Annotated in this window: 14 protein-coding genes; 3 read left to right on the top strand and 11 right to left on the bottom strand. The window is 42.6% G+C overall.

Features of this window, described 5'->3' with window-relative positions:
• Positions 1-61: 61 nt before the first annotated feature.
• The 6 genes from JKJ11_RS09590 to JKJ11_RS09565 form a co-directional block, all read right to left on the bottom strand.
• Entirely contained in the window at positions 62-1,168 is a 1,107-nt protein-coding gene (locus JKJ11_RS09590) for a phosphoribosylaminoimidazolesuccinocarboxamide synthase (protein ID WP_252038067.1), read from the bottom strand.
• 245 nt (positions 1,169-1,413) lie between these two features.
• Positions 1,414-1,824, bottom strand: a complete 411-nt coding sequence (locus tag JKJ11_RS09585) for a hypothetical protein (protein WP_006070781.1) — start codon at positions 1,822-1,824, stop codon at positions 1,414-1,416.
• A gap of 283 nt (positions 1,825-2,107) precedes the next feature.
• Positions 2,108-2,296 (bottom strand): hypothetical protein, encoded by a 189-nt coding sequence (locus JKJ11_RS09580; RefSeq protein WP_006070780.1) that lies wholly within the window; start codon positions 2,294-2,296, stop codon positions 2,108-2,110.
• Between the two features lie 139 nt (positions 2,297-2,435).
• Entirely contained in the window at positions 2,436-3,458 is a 1,023-nt protein-coding gene (locus JKJ11_RS09575) for a tetratricopeptide repeat protein (RefSeq protein ID WP_252038066.1), read from the bottom strand.
• A 42-nt stretch (positions 3,459-3,500) separates the two neighbouring features.
• A complete protein-coding gene (locus JKJ11_RS09570) occupies positions 3,501-4,184 on the bottom strand; it encodes a DUF2786 domain-containing protein (RefSeq protein WP_006070778.1) in 684 nt (227 codons plus the stop codon).
• Between the two features lie 139 nt (positions 4,185-4,323).
• Complete coding sequence (locus tag JKJ11_RS09565) at positions 4,324-4,998, bottom strand: DUF3334 family protein (protein WP_006070777.1); 675 nt, start codon at positions 4,996-4,998, stop codon at positions 4,324-4,326.
• A 286-nt stretch (positions 4,999-5,284) separates the two neighbouring features.
• On the opposite strand from JKJ11_RS09565, the gene ydiJ reads away from it, so the two are divergent.
• From ydiJ to JKJ11_RS09550, 3 genes are read left to right on the top strand one after another with little or no spacing between them, the layout of a single operon-like run.
• Positions 5,285-8,323, top strand: coding sequence for a D-2-hydroxyglutarate dehydrogenase YdiJ (gene ydiJ, locus JKJ11_RS09560; protein WP_252038065.1), 3,039 nt, complete (start codon positions 5,285-5,287; stop codon positions 8,321-8,323).
• Positions 8,324-8,377: 54 nt separating this feature from the next.
• The gene (locus JKJ11_RS09555) at positions 8,378-8,842 is read left to right on the top strand and encodes a methyltransferase family protein (RefSeq protein WP_252038064.1); all 465 of its coding nucleotides are present in this window, start codon (positions 8,378-8,380) and stop codon (positions 8,840-8,842) included.
• 46 nt (positions 8,843-8,888) lie between these two features.
• Entirely contained in the window at positions 8,889-9,419 is a 531-nt protein-coding gene (locus tag JKJ11_RS09550; protein WP_006070774.1) for a hypothetical protein, read from the top strand.
• Positions 9,420-9,493: 74 nt separating this feature from the next.
• Here JKJ11_RS09550 and JKJ11_RS09545 read toward each other — a convergent pair whose 3' ends face one another.
• From JKJ11_RS09545 to tssK, 5 genes are read right to left on the bottom strand one after another with little or no spacing between them, the layout of a single operon-like run.
• Positions 9,494-10,219, bottom strand: a complete 726-nt coding sequence (locus JKJ11_RS09545; protein WP_252038063.1) for a DUF3581 domain-containing protein — start codon at positions 10,217-10,219, stop codon at positions 9,494-9,496.
• Positions 10,220-10,271: 52 nt separating this feature from the next.
• The gene (locus tag JKJ11_RS09540) at positions 10,272-11,048 is read right to left on the bottom strand and encodes a protein kinase domain-containing protein (RefSeq protein ID WP_252038062.1); all 777 of its coding nucleotides are present in this window, start codon (positions 11,046-11,048) and stop codon (positions 10,272-10,274) included.
• A 2-nt stretch (positions 11,049-11,050) separates the two neighbouring features.
• Positions 11,051-14,446, bottom strand: a complete 3,396-nt coding sequence (gene tssM / locus JKJ11_RS09535) for a type VI secretion system membrane subunit TssM (protein ID WP_124939805.1) — start codon at positions 14,444-14,446, stop codon at positions 11,051-11,053.
• Between the two features lie 35 nt (positions 14,447-14,481).
• Entirely contained in the window at positions 14,482-15,660 is a 1,179-nt protein-coding gene (icmH, locus tag JKJ11_RS09530) for a type IVB secretion system protein IcmH/DotU (protein ID WP_006070770.1), read from the bottom strand.
• Positions 15,661-15,663: 3 nt separating this feature from the next.
• Positions 15,664-16,995 carry a type VI secretion system baseplate subunit TssK gene (gene tssK / locus JKJ11_RS09525; RefSeq protein ID WP_124939804.1) on the bottom strand — a complete coding sequence of 444 codons (1,332 nt, stop codon included), beginning with the start codon at positions 16,993-16,995 and terminating at the stop codon, positions 15,664-15,666.
• Positions 16,996-17,014 lie beyond the last annotated feature (19 nt).

Raw genomic sequence — 17,014 nt, 5'->3', positions numbered from 1 at the left:
GCCATGTAACCAAAAAGGGAGCTTTAAGCTCCCTTTTTTGATGTGCGCAGCGACTAGGAACCTAGTCTGCGATGAGGTCGTAGTTGGTACGAAGTATGTCTATAATTTCTTGCTTTGGATTGCTGCTTAATTCAATCTTGCGACCAGTAATTTTCTCTGCGATACCAACATATGTTTTGGAAACATCCATAAGCGCAGATAGGGGAAGTTCGTTGTCGGCTGCAAGTGCTTCACGCTCTGGCATACGCTCTTTGTTTAAAAGGATATCGGGGTCAGGGAAGTGGTTTAACAGGAACTGACGGAAGCCTTCTTTTGAGTTCTCAACAATATCGCCTTCTTGATACGCTTTAGTATCCCAAATGCGGGAAGAATCCGGTGTTCCAACCTCGTCCATATAGATGAGCTTTTCTTTGCCTTTTGAATCGGTAACGTAGCCGAATTCAAATTTGGTATCAACAAACGTTTGATCGATAGCTTCCAAAGCGTTACTGATGACGGAGAAGCCTTCTTTAAGAAGTTTTTCATAGCCATCAATGTCGGCTGCATTCGTAAAATTAAACGCTGCAAAGTTGTCGCTAATGTTGTCGCGTGTGATGTTTACATCATCTGCTTCAGGGACGCCAGGGATACCACGTAAGATACCTTTTGTTGAAGGCGTAATTAGGACGTCATCCAGTTTAGAGTCTTTCTTTAAGCCTTCAGGTAAAGTGATACCGCAGAATTCGCGTTCACCCTTCTCATAAGCACGCCACATAGAACCGGTAATGTATTGGCGACAGATAGCTTCGATCATTACAGGTTTTGCTTTTTGAACGATCCAGACAAATGGATGAGGAATATCTAGAATGTGGCTATCCGCTAAACCATTATCCTTAAACAATTGGAACCAGTGATTAGAAATCGCGTTGAGTGCGGCGCCTTTGCCAGGAACGCCCCTTAAGTTACCTTCACCTCGCCAGATACAATCAAAGGCAGAAATGCGATCACTGATAACCATAATGGCTAACGGTGCATCTTCTGCAACATCGTAGCCTTTGTCTTTGATTAGGCGGCGGCTATCCTCTTCGGTCAACCAATAAACCGAACGAACCTTGCCGCTATGAACAGGCTTATCAGTGCGGATTGGTAGATCATCGTTTACAGCTAGAACTTGATCAGCGAGACTCATGGAGACATTCCTATCTAATGTTGTGTCGTAAAAAGTGCGACGATTATGGGGAGTGGTAATACTCTTTGCTGCACGCATCATACCAGAACTATTCTATGCTGCCAGAAAAATAGCAAACGTTTGCGCAATTTTTATATAAGTTGCCTAAAGAGAGGATAAAAAATACGGTAAGTACTATTGAACAAGTACTTACCGTCATAAAAAAGGGATTACATGATTAACTTAACGAGTGGTCGGAATTTGGATTAATGTAAATAACTGTCTTTACCAAGAAAGATGACTTCGCATTGATAGTCAGCGGCCAATTCTTGAAGTTGATTTTGTTCTGTTAGAGAGAACTCACCATTTGCGATAACAGCACACGCGTTACCTGAGCGAATGGCTTTTTTGACAACCTGATACTGCGATAAATGCAATGAAGCCTTCATCTGAACCATATGGTTACCTAGTTTATGAAAGTGCATGATTTGTCCAATTGAAGGGCGAGGACATTCTGCCGTCAACAAAATCCACTGTGGCTTAGAAGCCAGCTGCGAAACCTTTTCAAGTACATCATCCTGAATTCGACGAAGCTGTTGTGAAGTTCCTTGATCATCAAAAACTCGGTATTGGTTTGGGACATTGTATTGTGAGTGAATTGTATTGTTGAGCAACATAACCCTGTTCCTTTATACATGCTGTATGTGTATACAGTAGTTTTTGGGCGTAAAAAGATCAAGCACTTTTTGCATAAAAAAACGACAAAATAAACTAAGTTGTTGATATTTAATTATTAAAATTTCTATTGGAATGGGCGGCAATCTCATACTTTTCGTTTTACACAGGTATAAGCTAACAACTACTGTATAAGAATACTGTATAGAGCAATGGTTTTACTGGGTGACAATAGATAAGGATATTGAGAAACAAAAACGCCTCTCTAAGAGAGGCGCGGTTCCTTTAGGATTGAGCTGACGATCGGTTTCTAAATTCGATTTCTGCTTGATTGAACTGCTTAACGTCCATAATGGCGAAACTCAGACACTTTTCACATGAGTGGTGACATAGACCGTCTATATACTCATGCTTGGTCACAAAACTTGGCGTTTGGCACCAATCACAGAAACCTTCGATAGTGAATGTATGCATTTTTACTCCCCACCCTTATTTGTACGGGTGTTATTATCGGGACGTATTATGACATAAAATTGCATGCAATGTTAAATAAATGTTTCTTAATTTGTTTCAAATGTTTTTCAAGATTGCGATTTTCTGAGAAATTGGTATATCAATGGATCTTTTGAGTGGCTTTTAGATGCTCCACGATCGCTTTGAAAGCAAGGTTTAATTGCCTCATTTCATCATCACTACCTTGAGCATCAGGGTGATAAATACGACACAACTGCTTATAGCGTGCTTTTACTTGCTTTGGTGTTAAGTTGTTAATTTGTCCTTGAGTGAAGCCAAAACGAAGGTAAGCATCATTAAGTGCAGAAGTGGTTGAACTAGATGCTGTGGATGATGCTCTTTTCTGAAGATTTGCGGCGTTCTTAAGTTGTAATTTGAGCTTAGTGATCAGGTCTTGTTGTTGAGAGAGCCTTGTTTTCATCTCTTGAATTGATGAGCGGCGGTGTTGGCTTGCTGTATTGAATTTCTTGAAAAACATCAATGCAGCGAAGCAAGCGCTCAATAGAATTGAGATATAGATTAGGTGTAATGACCAGTTTATGCTTGGGGTAGTTGGTACTGAGTTAGATGTTGTTAGGCTCGTCTGTGTACTTGTGACAGATTGCTCTTGCTGCTTAAGCGCTGCAATTTGCTTTAACTGATGAGCATCGAATTGTTTTTTCAAAGCGAGCGCGTATTCGGCGTCAAACTCGGTTGATTGGGTTCTTGCGAGATCATACCAAATCACGGCTTGATCTTCGTTGGCAATGTCGATATTAAAATCGCGGTAAAGCCGAGCGATTTTTCCATAAGTAGAATGGTCGCCTTCAGCGGCGAGCTTCGTATAGAGCAAAACGGCTTTTGCAGGATTGGATTTTATACCGCGTCCATATTCTAGTGCTTGTGCGTAATTATAGGTTGCCGCGCGATGTCCGTTTTCGCTCGCTTGTTGATACCAGTAAGCTGCTAAACTGAGATCTCTGCGAACACCTTCACCAGTCTCATATGCCAGTCCTAGACGGTACTGAGCTTCAGCATTGTTAAGTTGTGCCTGTTGTTCAAGCTGCGCAATGGAGGCGAGAGAGGAGAATGAAAGTAACAGAGCGATAAAAACAAACAGTAACTTGGAGCATGTCTTTGCCAAGTTGATCCTCATATTTATCGCTCTCCTTGTTGTGTGGTCTTTCTATTTCAGCATCTTTGGTGCTTGAGCGCCGTCTATCGGACGATTAACCGATACTTTTCGACCTTTTTTCAGCCCAACTTCGTAGTCAGCGGTGATATTTTTCATCGCTTCTCTTAGCTGCTGTTTGAATGTCTCTCTATCGATGTTTTTGAACTCTTTATCGATATAGTTATTAATTTTATTTGCCGATTCATCATCAGGGGCAATAACAGGCAGTTTTTCTAGCGCGCCTTCTATCCACCCGGAGACAAATGAATTAACACGTTTTGTCACTTCTGTATTTGAAGTACCAGAACCTGCGAAGCTATTTCTAAACTGACCCGTTTGCTCATTCATCTCACGATAAATGATATCAAAAGCAAAAGCTGCAAAGATGGCACGGTCAGCTTCGCCGATAAACTCAACTCGCTTTAGACCTTTATGGTTGAGTAAAACAGCTTCGACGCCAAATTTGGTATTGATGCCCCGGATCACCCGCAGCAGTGTAGAACTTATCGTTGTAGGCAGTAAGTGCGTCGATTGTGTTTTACCCATCTTAATAAACTCAATATCGTCCTTGTCTAGGCCGTATTTGAGCATGAGGCGGTGTGCCATTTTTATGGCATTGGCTGCTTCATTGACGTTCGCTGAGTTACCTAATTCTAAGCACTTAGCAATCTTTTTGAGGGCTTTCTGTTTATCCATCGACAATCTGAGTTCTCTGTACCGCGAAAGAAAAAGGGCACTATTTTAACGATTTTCAGCTAAAAGGGGAAGGGCAGAAGATGTAGGGTGGGACTCAGAGCGGTAACCCGAGTCCCAAGAGAATCTGTAGAGCCGCCGCTTAAATACCTAGTTCATCGAGCAAATCTTGATTGTCGTTTTCTGGTTTGGTGTCTGTACGCTGTTTTTTGGCTGCGATGGCTTGCTCAATAATGGTATCTGGGCACTCATCTGGTTGAATCTCAAACTCTTCCATTTGAATAAACTCGGTTTTGTCCATAGCAAACTCAAGATAAAAAATGTTGTTATTAGCTGTAGAGAAGGTAACTCGACGGGCTTGAGGTCGTTCTAAGTTTGTGTCGACTGACAGAACCACTTGCTTGTTGATCGACAACATTTTCGGTTGGTTTTGGGTAATGTTGGTCTGTAGTTCTTTGCGAACTTTATTGGTGAAGTCGCCAACAAGCTGATTCATGAGTTCGCCGAGGACATCGCCAACTTCATCTGCATTGTGGTGAATTGCGAGCTCTTCCTCAGGCATACCCATGTGACGCATATAATTACTGTAAACTTCAAGTGCTGCTTGTGAAGTGAAATTAATAACCACTAAACCCGAGAAACCGCCATCAAAGAGGACGAAGCAGCCAAAGTCAGGTTTTAACGTGGTTTTGGTGATTTTCTGAACCATTGCTGAGTATGTCACACTTGATTGTGTCGCAGAGGTCAAAACAGTTGAAACGGACTGGCAGAGTTTTAACAGAATATCTTCGGTGGTGATTACTTTGGTTTTCTTCATTATTGATTACTTCGTTTAATCATTTCTTCCGTGGTTAAAGGAGTGTGTCACGAAGCAAACCTCTTGAAAAGGCATAAACCATAGTCAATCGCTATGACTTTCCGATTTGATCACATTTTTAATTGTTGTAAAGTGTCCAATACCTATAAAATCTATTCGGTTTCAGCTACGTACAATAATTAAAAACGCGTTTATTTAAACGACCATGCGACTAAGTAGGTGAACTTTTTATTTTACATACACTCCTTTGCTGAGCGGATCAGCAGAATTAGGGGCAGGAAGCTAAATGTTACCAAGATTACACTCTCAAACCGACATTAACCCCACCGTACTGGTTTATCTGAAACAGCTTGAGGCTGAAGGGTTTACCGGGGATATCGAAACTCAATATTCGAGTCGCCTTGCCGTTGCAACGGACAACAGCGTTTACCAAAAATTGCCGCAAGCGGTAGTGCATCCAAAAACAACGGCAGATGTACAGCTTATAGGTAAACTTGCTAATCAAGAAAAATTCGCGGCTATTGCGTTTTCTCCGAGAGGCGGCGGTACAGGGACTAACGGACAGTCCTTGACGTCAGGCATTGTTGTCGATTTATCCCGACATATGAACCAGGTCCTTGAGATTAATGAACAAGAAGGGTGGGTAAGAGTTCAAACTGGTATTGTAAAGGATGCGCTAAATGATGCCGTGCGTCCTTATGGTTTTTTCTTTTCCCCAGATCTTTCTACCAGTAATCGTGCGACGCTGGGTGGAATGGTCAATACCGATGCGTCCGGTCAGGGCTCATTAAAGTACGGTAAGACATCGGATCACGTGCTATCGCTGCAAGCGGTGTTTGCTGACGGTTCGCTTTTGGAAAGTGACGGTTCATTGAATCAGCTAGAGCAAGACAGTTTCGCTGCCAATGCATTGCAGGTTGCTGAACAGGTATGTAAGCAAAACCGCGTACTGATTGACGAAAAGTTTCCACCATTAAATCGCTTCTTAACCGGCTATGATTTAAAAAACGCTTATGATCCAAAGACAGAGAGTTTCAATGCTACGCGAATTCTCTGTGGTGCAGAAGGTTCACTGGCATTTATCACTGAAGCTAAGCTGAATCTTACGCCAATCCCTAAAGCTCGTACTCTCATCAACGTTAAGTACAACAGCTTTGATGCTGCATTGAGAAATGCTCCCTTCATGGTTGAAGCAAATGCGTTATCTGTGGAAACAGTTGATTCACGCGTATTGAATCTGGCCAAGCAGGATATTGTTTGGCATACAGTGAGCGACCTTATTAGTGATGTGCCAGGCAAAGAAATGCAGGGGATCAATATGGTTGAGTACGCGGGGCAAGATGAAGAAGAAGTGACTCAAGCAGTAGCGGCTTTAACTAAGAGTCTAGATGAGAAACTGAAGACAGAGCAGGACGGTATCATTGGTTACCAAGTGACCAGTGACGTTGCTAGTCTTGGACGCATTTACAATATGCGAAAGAAAGCTGTTGGCCTCTTGGGTGCCGTGAAAGGCAGCGCGAAACCTATTGCGTTTGCAGAGGATACTTGTGTGCCCCCGGAGAACTTGGCTGACTTTATTGCCGAGTTTCGCGATTTACTCGATGGACACGGGTTGAACTATGGCATGTTTGGTCACGTGGATGCAGGTGTGCTTCATGTAAGACCTGCACTTGATATGTGCGACCCCGAACAAGAGTCGTTAATGCATCAAATCTCAGATGAAGTCGTCAAGCTTGTCGCCAAGTACGGCGGCCTTATGTGGGGGGAGCACGGTAAAGGTTTCCGTTCTGAATATGGCCCTGATTTCTTCGGTGAGCAACTGTTTAATGAACTCAGACGCATTAAAGCCGCGTGTGACCCGTTGAACAAAATGAATCCCGGTAAGATATGTACTCCGTTAGAGAGTACGGATGAGCTCGTTAAAGTCTCGGATACCAAGCGAGGAACATACGACAGACAGATCCCGATTGAAGTTCGTGATAGTTTTGCCCAAGCAATGGAATGTAACGGTAATGGTCTGTGCTTTAACTATGACACCGCTTCACCTATGTGCCCTTCGATGAAAGTAACCGCAGACCGACGTCATTCACCAAAGGGTAGGGCTGGCTTAGTGCGCGAGTGGTTAAGACAGCTATCGGAACAGGGCTTCGATGTTCTTGAGTTAGAGACCAATATTAATCGCTCAAATAGTGCGAAAGGGTTAATTGAGAAGTGGCGGAACACGTTTAATAAACGTCATGAATATGATTTTTCCCACGAAGTATATGACGCCATGAATGGCTGCCTCGCTTGCAAAGCGTGTGCTAGCCAATGTCCAATAAAGGTTGATGTACCAAGCTTCAGAGCTCGATTCCTAAATCTTTATTACTCAAGATATCAAAGACCTGCTAAAGATTATTTAGTGGCAAATATCGAGACACTATTGCCATATATGGCCAAATTCCCCAAGGTGGTTAATTTTGGATTGAACCAGAGAGTTGTTCAGACGCTCACCGAGAAAACAGTTGGCTACATTGACGCGCCGCTTCTTTCTGTTCCTACTCTCAAACAACGTTTGAAGTCGCAACCTGTTGCTCAGTTTAGCCTGGAGCAGTTACAGGCCATTCCTGCGGGTCAACGCAGTGACTATGTATGCATCGTCCAAGATCCTTTTACTAGTTTCTACGATGCTGAAGTGGTCGAAGATTTTGCCAAACTAATACTCAAAATGGGTAAGAAACCGGTGTTGTTACCTTTTAAGCCCAATGGCAAAGCAGCTCACATTAAAGGGTTTTTAAGTCAGTTTGCAAAAGGGGCAAAATCAACGGCGGATTTCTTAACACAGGTGTCTCAGTTGAATATTCCATTGGTTGGAGTCGATCCCGCCCTAGTGTTGTGCTACCGCGATGAATATGTAGAGATTCTTAAAGAGGAACGTGGGACATTTAATGTGTTAACCGCTCATGAGTGGCTCATGCCTCTGGTACAAGATAAAGACGCTCTTGAGATGGTGGATGAAGCAGATTGGTATTTGTTTGCACATTGTACAGAGAAAACCAAGATGCCTAATGCGGAAAAAGAGTGGGGCGCTATTTTCCATCATTTCGGCGGTCGACTAACAACAGTACCTGTAGGCTGTTGTGGTATGGCAGGAACGTTTGGGCATGAATCAGACAAGTTGCAAATGTCGAAAGATATTTATGGCTTAAGTTGGCAGCCAAATCTAGACAAGTTGCCAAAAGAGCGCTGCCTAGTCACAGGTTACTCGTGTCGAAGTCAGGTAAAAAGGTTTGAAGATGTGAAGGTCAAGCATCCTGTACAGGCTCTGCTACAACTACTGAACTAACTTTATGAAGCGCCCCAGATTGGGGCGCTTCTATTATTGATAAAGGAATAATCAATGAAAGCGCTTGAACTAAAAATCCCCCCAGTACTGCTGTTTATCCTGTTTGCCGTTTCGATGTATGCACTAGCTGCTATTGATAACGGTTGGCTATATATGCATATTCCACTTAAGTCGATTTGGGTTACAGCACTGTTTGTTTTTAGTGGTTACATGGGTATTTCAGGCGTGCTTGAGTTTAAGAAGGCTAAAACAACGGTTGACCCGACTAAGCCGACTAAAGCAAGCAGTGTGGTTGACACTGGTATTTTATCGAAAACTCGAAACCCGATGTATGTTGCTTTATTTACGTTGTTATTGTCTTGGGGCTTCTGGTTAGAAGATGGGTTGAGCCTGTTCTTGTCGATGTTTTTTATACCGTATATGAACCGTTTTCAGATTAAACCCGAGGAGCGGGCGTTGGAAAAAATATTTGGTGATGATTATCTTTCGTATAAAGCGAAAGTAAGGCGTTGGATATAGAGTTGCAAATGATATTTATTTGCAATTGATTCTAATTTGCATTTAAATGGTTGTCGGTATTGTGGACTGGAACTATTTAGCGATGAATATTGAGGCGTGTTGGAATCGTTTTTTAAAAGCAGAACAATTAGTAGAACAAGGTCATTGGCCAGAGGCTTACCATCTTTTTGATGAAGTTTTGCACCACCTTCCTCAACATATTTATGCTGCTCTTGATGATACAAGTATAAAGCCTTGCCAGTTTGCCTGCATGTTGACCGGTTTTTATGACGCGGCGGTATCACAGTCTGCTATTTTTAATCAATTAGGTAAGCAACACCAAGCGTTTGGTGTACTAAACAATGCTCATGCTACCTTTCAATTCCTTTCAATTGAACAAACTTCCCTGATACATAGTGTCAGAGAAGTATTGGACAAACAAAGCAATGCACTGCTCGACAAAATCGCTAAGTTTTGTTGCTGCCAAAGAAACGCCACTTGGATGCTAGAACTCGAGCATGTGCAGAAAGCACATTACTATTTCGATAGCTTAAAGCAATACCGAGATATTCAATCGGCTTCTATAACGCTTAACTAGTGAAAAATGCGTGCATAACAAACCAAAAAGCCTCGACATAAGTCGAGGCTTTGAATGTTCATTTTTACTTTTGATTAGGCCGCGTTGTTAAACTGCTCAAGAAAATAGGTCTTTCTTTCGTTGAAACGTGATACTAGGTCATCAACGGCATCGTTGTCATAAGGTTTAAGACCACTTGCAACCATTCGCTTAATGCCTTTGCCCACAACAATCCCATCTTCTTTAAACGCAAAGTTCAACGTAACCACACCGCGCTTACCCTCTACATCAAAAGTCGCGCCAGTAAACTCGACTTCAGGGTGGGTGAGGTTCAGGTGTTCAAATTCCACTTCCATGCTCTCGTAAATAACTAGAGGGCGCTGGCAGTTAATCATCATCTGTTGCTCTTGCATGAGCGGAACCATGATGTGAGGGAAATTCATACCAGAGAACTGAACGTAGTTAGTGACTACGTGTTCGATAAACTCTTGGTTGTGGCTTGTCTCACCATCGTGAGTCATCTGAAGGTATTCTTTGCCAATTTGATCGACAACAGTACTTTCTGTTTCGCCCTTTTCTACAACGTTTAGAGCTACGCCATCGCTGACCATTCCTGAGAAATCAAAGCGCATTTTCTGACTGATTCCTTCTTTTTGCAGTAATACTGCAAACAGTAGATCGCCAGGAACACAGAAACGCTTGTTGTCTTCGTCATGGATAGGGTTAAAGTCGCCCGCTACTTTTTTCGCAAAGTGGCTTGCTTGTTGGCGTGTGAACTCGAATTGTTCGTTGTTAGTAGAAACGTAAGGAGCTAGAAACATAATACTCTTAGATTAAACTCAATTGTCACGAATTATATATGAGTAATCGGCTTTAATGGTCCATCCAGTATGTGATATGACACGAATTTTGCTTTTCTTTCTGAAACTCAGCTAGTGTGTGAGTAATAATTCTCTGATAACTGGTCCGGCAGTGTGAAAAAAACGTCAACTTTTTGCTTGTTTGATGCTGAGTAATATCTAAGCCCTCGTAAGGATGTGCACGATGAGTGGCACAGTAACAGATAGCTAAGGCATACCAATCCAATATAGGCTCTATGTTACCGACCGCGTCTATTTGCTGTGGTGGAGAGTATGACGGTGAGTAGTGGCGAAAAGGCAGTGTTTTCAATGAACTGCCAATTTTAATAGCCATTGAAAGATCAATTAGCGTAGCGTGTCCATCAGATCCAATGACGATATTACTGGGCTTGATATCACCGTGTACGTAACCAGCACGATGTAAAGCTAGGATTTGCTGTTCAATATCATGATGCCAACTTACAGGTGGTGTATTGCTTCGCGCGAGTTGACTCAATGTTTCACCTTCTATCCAAGTATTTAGGAGTAAATGAGTCTCATCTAAAGAGGTCAGAGACTGCCGCGATGACACATTTTGTGGGGAAATGAGCGTAGTTAGTTCAGCTTCAAGTAGTAGTTGTTTTTTAGCAGTTATTCCTCGACCTAAACGGCCTTTCAAATGACCTAACTTTGCTGAGTGGCACTCAAAAACATGGTCTGAATGCCATTCAATATCTTCAGGTTGAACTTCAAGGACTGACGCTATGAGTGATAGCCCTTGTTGATCATGTCTAAACTCAATTCGAAACATCGTTAGATATTTTCAGGTAACTTAAATTGAGTAAAAAAATCGGGTGTAAATGGGTTTACTTGACCTTGCGTCTTCACCGAAAGACGAATTTGCTCGCCTTTGTTGCCAATGGAAATCTCCGCGCCTTGATTATCCGCCTTAACCAATTGTGAGTTGATAAGCTTAAACCAGTTCCAATTACCACTGAAATTGGATTGGGACAACGATGTTACGCTGTCTTTAAGTTCAATATTAAGGTTATCCTCTGCCTGTTGCTCTCCATCCCAACTTATGGACTTCCACAGGGTTGGCCCATGTCGGTAGGTGAACAGTGGTTGATCGCTATAAATCATAAATTCTGTTGCTTTTGGACTCATTGTTAAGGCTTTCATTTGGAACTTAACCGAAACATTGTCTGGTGATGCCAGAAATAGCGCGCTGCGTATTTGATTAGCAACATCAACCATATCCCAGACTTCCGGTGTGATCTCTAACCCAGAACGCGGAAGCAGCCCTGGAAGGTAAGGGCTTCCTTCAGTGCCTTGTAAGAATGAGTTTAAGTATTTTTTATTGAAAGCCTCAAAAGCACCACTCGAAGAAAAGAACGCTTTTACATCAGCAACACTTGCGTCAGTTTCTGCATTTTTGCTGAATGGGTAGTAACTGGCTAAGCTCGACTGGAATGTGGTTAGTACTGAGTTTTTCCACTGCAGGTTCAAATGCTGATGCGCCAGCGATAATACAGCATCATTGCTAAGTTGAGTAATCGCATCAGACAAACTCTTTGTCATAGTAGGTTGAGTTGAGGCGGTGAGTTGTATAGCGGCGATCGGGTTGGAGCTTTGTAATGGCTTTGCTAACGTGTCATAGGCGAGTTTGCGAGCATCCTCAGCTTGATAAAAAGTATCAAGATAAGCTTTCGCAGCTTTGACTGCAGCTAGCCATTGATCTACTGGTTTTGGTGCATCGTTTACCGAACTGACATAGCTATGAAAGTCGGAAAAACTGACATTAATCAGTCTCATTGCCTCCATTTGGTCTTGGTCAATCGGTGTCTGTTCTTTTTCGGCCGCTTTCTCGTCTTTCGCTGGTTCTACTGGCTCTATGTTTATCGTCGTATATTTACTGATCGTATTATAATAATTTTGGATCGGGTTATCTCCCGCGTTGGTCAATAATGTCAGAAGGCGACTGAGTTCAGTATCATCTTTAACCGGATTGACGACGATGTTATTGGTGAAGTCTTTCCAATAGTTGATGTAATCATTTTTATAGAGTTGGCGTAGGTCTCTACTAATCCGATACATTTCCAATGCGCTCGGTGCTTCGCCAGCAACACCCGCGTAGGCTGATAAAGCTTCCTTGATAATAGGGGAATCTACGGAAAGATCTAACTCGGTAAATCCACTCGGGGTAAAGATATGGGGAACAAGATAGCCTACAAAGCCAGAAGAGAATGAGTAGACTTGAGAGTAGTTGCTACCAAGCTCTGAGCGAATATCTATTCGATTGGCGTATTTAGTTTGGCTCTTAATATGTTGATAAAGCAGCGTTTCAATACCTGTTTGATTAATGACTTTACGAGCCAGTTGCTCTAAATCAGTATTAGATTCTTCAGGTATCAAATGATTGGCGAAGGCATCATCAAGTAAACTGGTCAATTGATTGAGAGTACTCGTTGTACCTACTCCTTGATCCTCCAGAGATTGAACAAAATAGGCTCTTAGTTCCTCTGTATTGTTCTTGTTAGGAGTAAATAGCAGACGATAACTATTGAGTAATGAAAGTGTTGTCGCTTGCTCTTCAAGATTAACGTATACGAACAAGTCATTGGCCAAAGACTTTTCTAAAGACGGCATCAACACGGCTTGTAACTCAGTGATATAGGCTAGTTCAACCTCTGGCTTAATAGTGTAAGAAGGCATGAACGGTAACACGTACCAAGGTTCTGGCTTATTATAAAGTTCGTAGATCTTACGGAGTGAATAAAGGTTAGGAATATTGTCTGCAAGATTTTCCACGTCATAAGGTGACGCGGTTATTGCTTCTTTGTAGCGTTCCAGAAGAGCATCAGCGCGAGCTTCCCGCTGGCTTTGGTAGTCGAAATCCAATTTGATGATTGCAAGTATTGCAATTAATAATAAGGCGCACAGAAGCGTATAAGTGGTTTGCATGGTCAGCAACCAGTTTTCTTTCTTCTTATTTACTCCCACAAGCATATGTTCAGGGATTAAAGCATGAGTCATAAGATGCTGGGCAAAAAGTACTTGCTTAACTGGCTGACTAGATTTTGGATGATAGAACTCGTGACCTAAGTCGTTGCTGATTGTTGCGGCAAGTGCATCGACGTTCTTACTGTCACTTCCTTCATGAGTGAAGAAAAAGCCACGGAACATCAAGCCATCACCCAGTTGATTGACGCCAAATATACGGTTTAATTGTAGCCACAAGTTTTGTTTTAACAGTCCAAATTGAAGTGGAGCCGCAGCGATAGACTTGCGGTAGTCTAGGTTGAGCTGCCCTGAGAGGGCACTTGTCATATTGGCAATCAGTTGACCTATCAAGGCGTCATAAGCGTGATCATACCAGTCTGCGTCAATACCACCGTGTTCTCTAAATGGCATCATAGAGCCAAATGCGTCTTCACGCCTTGCGTCTTCAAAACCAGAGAAGTATTGGCAGAAGTCACTGATGCTGCTGCTGTGAGTGATAATGCTGTACACCGGAATAGACAAACCAAAGGTTCGATTCAATCGCGTTAAATCGGCTTTTATCTGATCCGCTCTCATCTTTATGGCTTCTTTTTGCCCTAGTAATGCGTCAGCATTGGTTGCTAGCAGTAACCCGTTAAGGGCCTGTCTAGGACGCCATTTTTTCAAGCAGTTGTAGAGTGTCTTGAGGTATTCCGGGTGTTGGTCTTCTCCTTGGCTAACCGATATAACCAAAGAGTGTTCGCTGAGCCAGAAAAGAATAGGGAACTCGATATCATTGCCAAACTCGTCTACTTGGTAAGCTTCATAGCCCATTTGAGTAATGACATTGAAATCGTTTTGCGGTTTGTCACTGAACCAAAGATAGACGGGCAAATCATAACGACTCTGTAGTCTCTTGTTTGTCTTCTGAACTTTAAGAACGTTTTGAAAATGCTTTTGTAGCAACTGACATCGTCTAGCAATAAGCTCTTTCTTTTTATTCTCATCAGGGTCGTTAAGTTTATTGTTCTTTCGGCTCAACCAATAGATGAAGAAACCGAGGATGCCAGATAGAATGATGCAAAAAGCAATCGCTATGACGAGGTAGGCCTTAAGTGCTGGCGTAAACCACACAGTTACCAACAGTAATATACAAAGCAAAAATCCGGAGGAAATACCGCTGATTAATGGCTTTGCTGTTGTCTTCTGTTTTTTTCCATCTGCCATGTCTATTTTCTTCCCTGAAAACTGTCTTTAGATCGTTATTGTTGTTTGTTTGTCTTGATCACAATTGAATCGATATTTTGGTTATCTTTGAGCCATTTCTGGGTTTCAATCGCTTGTGAACGATCATCAACATCGACTACTACTCTAAAATACTGTTTGTAACTATCGACTCGGGGCTCGTACTTGCTAGCGCTCAAACGCTCGATAAACAGCTGTGCATTTTGTTCATTCGAGAAGGTAGCGAGCTGAACTAACCAGAGTTTAGAGTCACTATTAATTGGAGAGGCGGCAACACGTGGACTCTGTTGAGCTTCTACTCGGCTTCCTCTAATAGGAGGGGACGAAAGGTCGCTATCGCTCGAAATAAACACAATATCGTTAACTTGTCCGGACAGAATATATCGCTGGCTGAAATCTGGCAGATAAGTAAAATCTCGAGATCGTTGTGGTAGAGTTTTACTGTACCAGAAGTAGGTGAGGGCTAGCGTTGAGCCGATAAGTGTAGCGAACAGTAAGCTGATAACGGCATAGCGCTTTTTGCGGCTAGGACGACGAACTTTAGGGTGAGTCACGCGAGTTTGGCAATGAATGCGAGTTGATTGGCGGTATTGACTTAATATTTGTTCTAGCTGGTGGATAAAGCGTTTAAGCTGCTCAGAACCTTGTGAGTGATACTGCCCTTTGAATCCAATACTTAAGAAAAGATAGATGATCTCGATAAGGTCGATCATTTTATTGGGTTGTCTCGCAGCCTTATCTGCTACGGAGAAGAACAGCTCCCCACCATTTCTCATTCCAAACAGCTCACTGAGAAGTGTTTTGTTTTCCCAACCGCGTTTTTCCCCCCAGTCGGTGTAGACGATAAATTCGTCAAGAACTACGGCAAATAAGAAGCACAACTTATCAATGACAGCTACGGGATAATTGAGGTGACTCCCCTTATCCTTGAGGTCACTAATCCTCGCTACCAATTGTTCTCTTAACTCGGCGATATCGTCTGGTTCGGGAATACTGTCGATTTTTAATGTCACCGCCAAGAGCTCAGCACTGATATTGATAAGCTGATTTTCTGATTTGTCGAAGTGCTTAAGAAACTCCATTTGTGTAGCATCTGGTGTTCGAAATACCGCAGGCTTATCAGAATTAACTTCTGATAGTTTCTTTTTTGGGTCTTGTTCCCAAATGACGGTCTCTTCATCCAAATAGTCGAGCATGGATTACCTCAGCGCATATAAGTGTACTTCAAGATCAGGCACACGAGTATCGACGTGAAGTGCCAAGGCATCCCTCATAGTTAGCATCTCTTGCCACATAGGGTCTGAAGTATTGAGTTCAAAATAGGTAGTACCTTGAACCGGTTTAAGTTCGCTTGGTGCAACAGGAAGAGCTGTGAGGCTGATACCCGAGAGAGAGTTGCGAACCAATTCAACAATACGGGTATTACTGCTTAATTTCGCCGCAGCTATGAAGGTGTCACTGAGTTCACCTGCTGACAATGAAGAGGTCACACTGAGTACAAAGCGTCTTGATTGGACAGATAATGGGTCTTTAATAATGGTTCGGAGTAGTCGGCGTTTCTCAAATAGTGCAGTATCCCAAGTAAACTCTATTACTGAGTCTTGTTGAACAAGCGTCAAGAGGTTACGTAAATCGGCAAAAAGTGGACTGAAGTTACTGTACAACTTATCGACTTTTAGCGCGCTCGCTTCTGGAGCGAGTTCAGGGCTCAATGCCATTAACTCAGCTCTAAAACGATTGAGGTGCACGTACAAGTCATAAGTGCTATATCGCTCATTTTGTGATGTCAAATCAAACCAAGGCATCCAACTATTCAAAGTCTGTAGCCATAGGTAGTCAAGCATTAACGACTGGTCACTTTTTTGACTTTGACCTGCTTGAATGCGCTTAAACAAGTTCTGCGTCCGACTGACCAATAAGGCGTGAGTTTCTTTAACTTTATCCGTCAAATAACGTGAAGCTCCGTAGTGAAGGCACGCTGCGATAAATGCTCGGTCTAAAATGACCTCGCCAGCCTCAGTACATTCAAGTATACGAGCAACAGGAATCAATGAGTGACCTGAGTGATCATCGTGGTCAGAGAGAAGTTGAACGTTTAATCTTGCGACATCTACTTCAAGGCTGGTGTTTTCATGAGTCGCTGAGTCAAATACATTGATGGACTTGGTGACATAACGGCTTGTCCCACTCTCATCCTCACAATAATCGTTATTGCCCTGCAGAGCTAAAGGTAGAGCAAGATATATAGTGTTATCGACAGTACCAACAGGGATATTTATGGCGACTTCTTTGACGGTGTTAAACTGAGTGCCGTCGGGGAAAATCCCAGAGCATTGGGTGATGGCTAACTTTCCAATCTTTAACAGGTCTGTGTTAATAGAGAGCTCCGTCAAACCAAAAAATGGGGCAAAATGAGAGAGTGTGTCGACGTTTTGTCTGACATAGTTTTGGACAAATCTATCCTGCTGTTGAAAATGTTGAGGGGCAATAAACATGCCTTCTTTCCATACTACTTTCTTATGCGCGTCCACGAAAAATCCTTTTTATCGT

Origin of the sequence: Vibrio sp. SCSIO 43133 (assembly GCF_023716845.1) — a bacterium.
GTDB lineage: Bacteria > Pseudomonadota > Gammaproteobacteria > Enterobacterales > Vibrionaceae > Vibrio > Vibrio mediterranei.
This window is presented reverse-complemented; position numbering and strand designations above follow the sequence as displayed.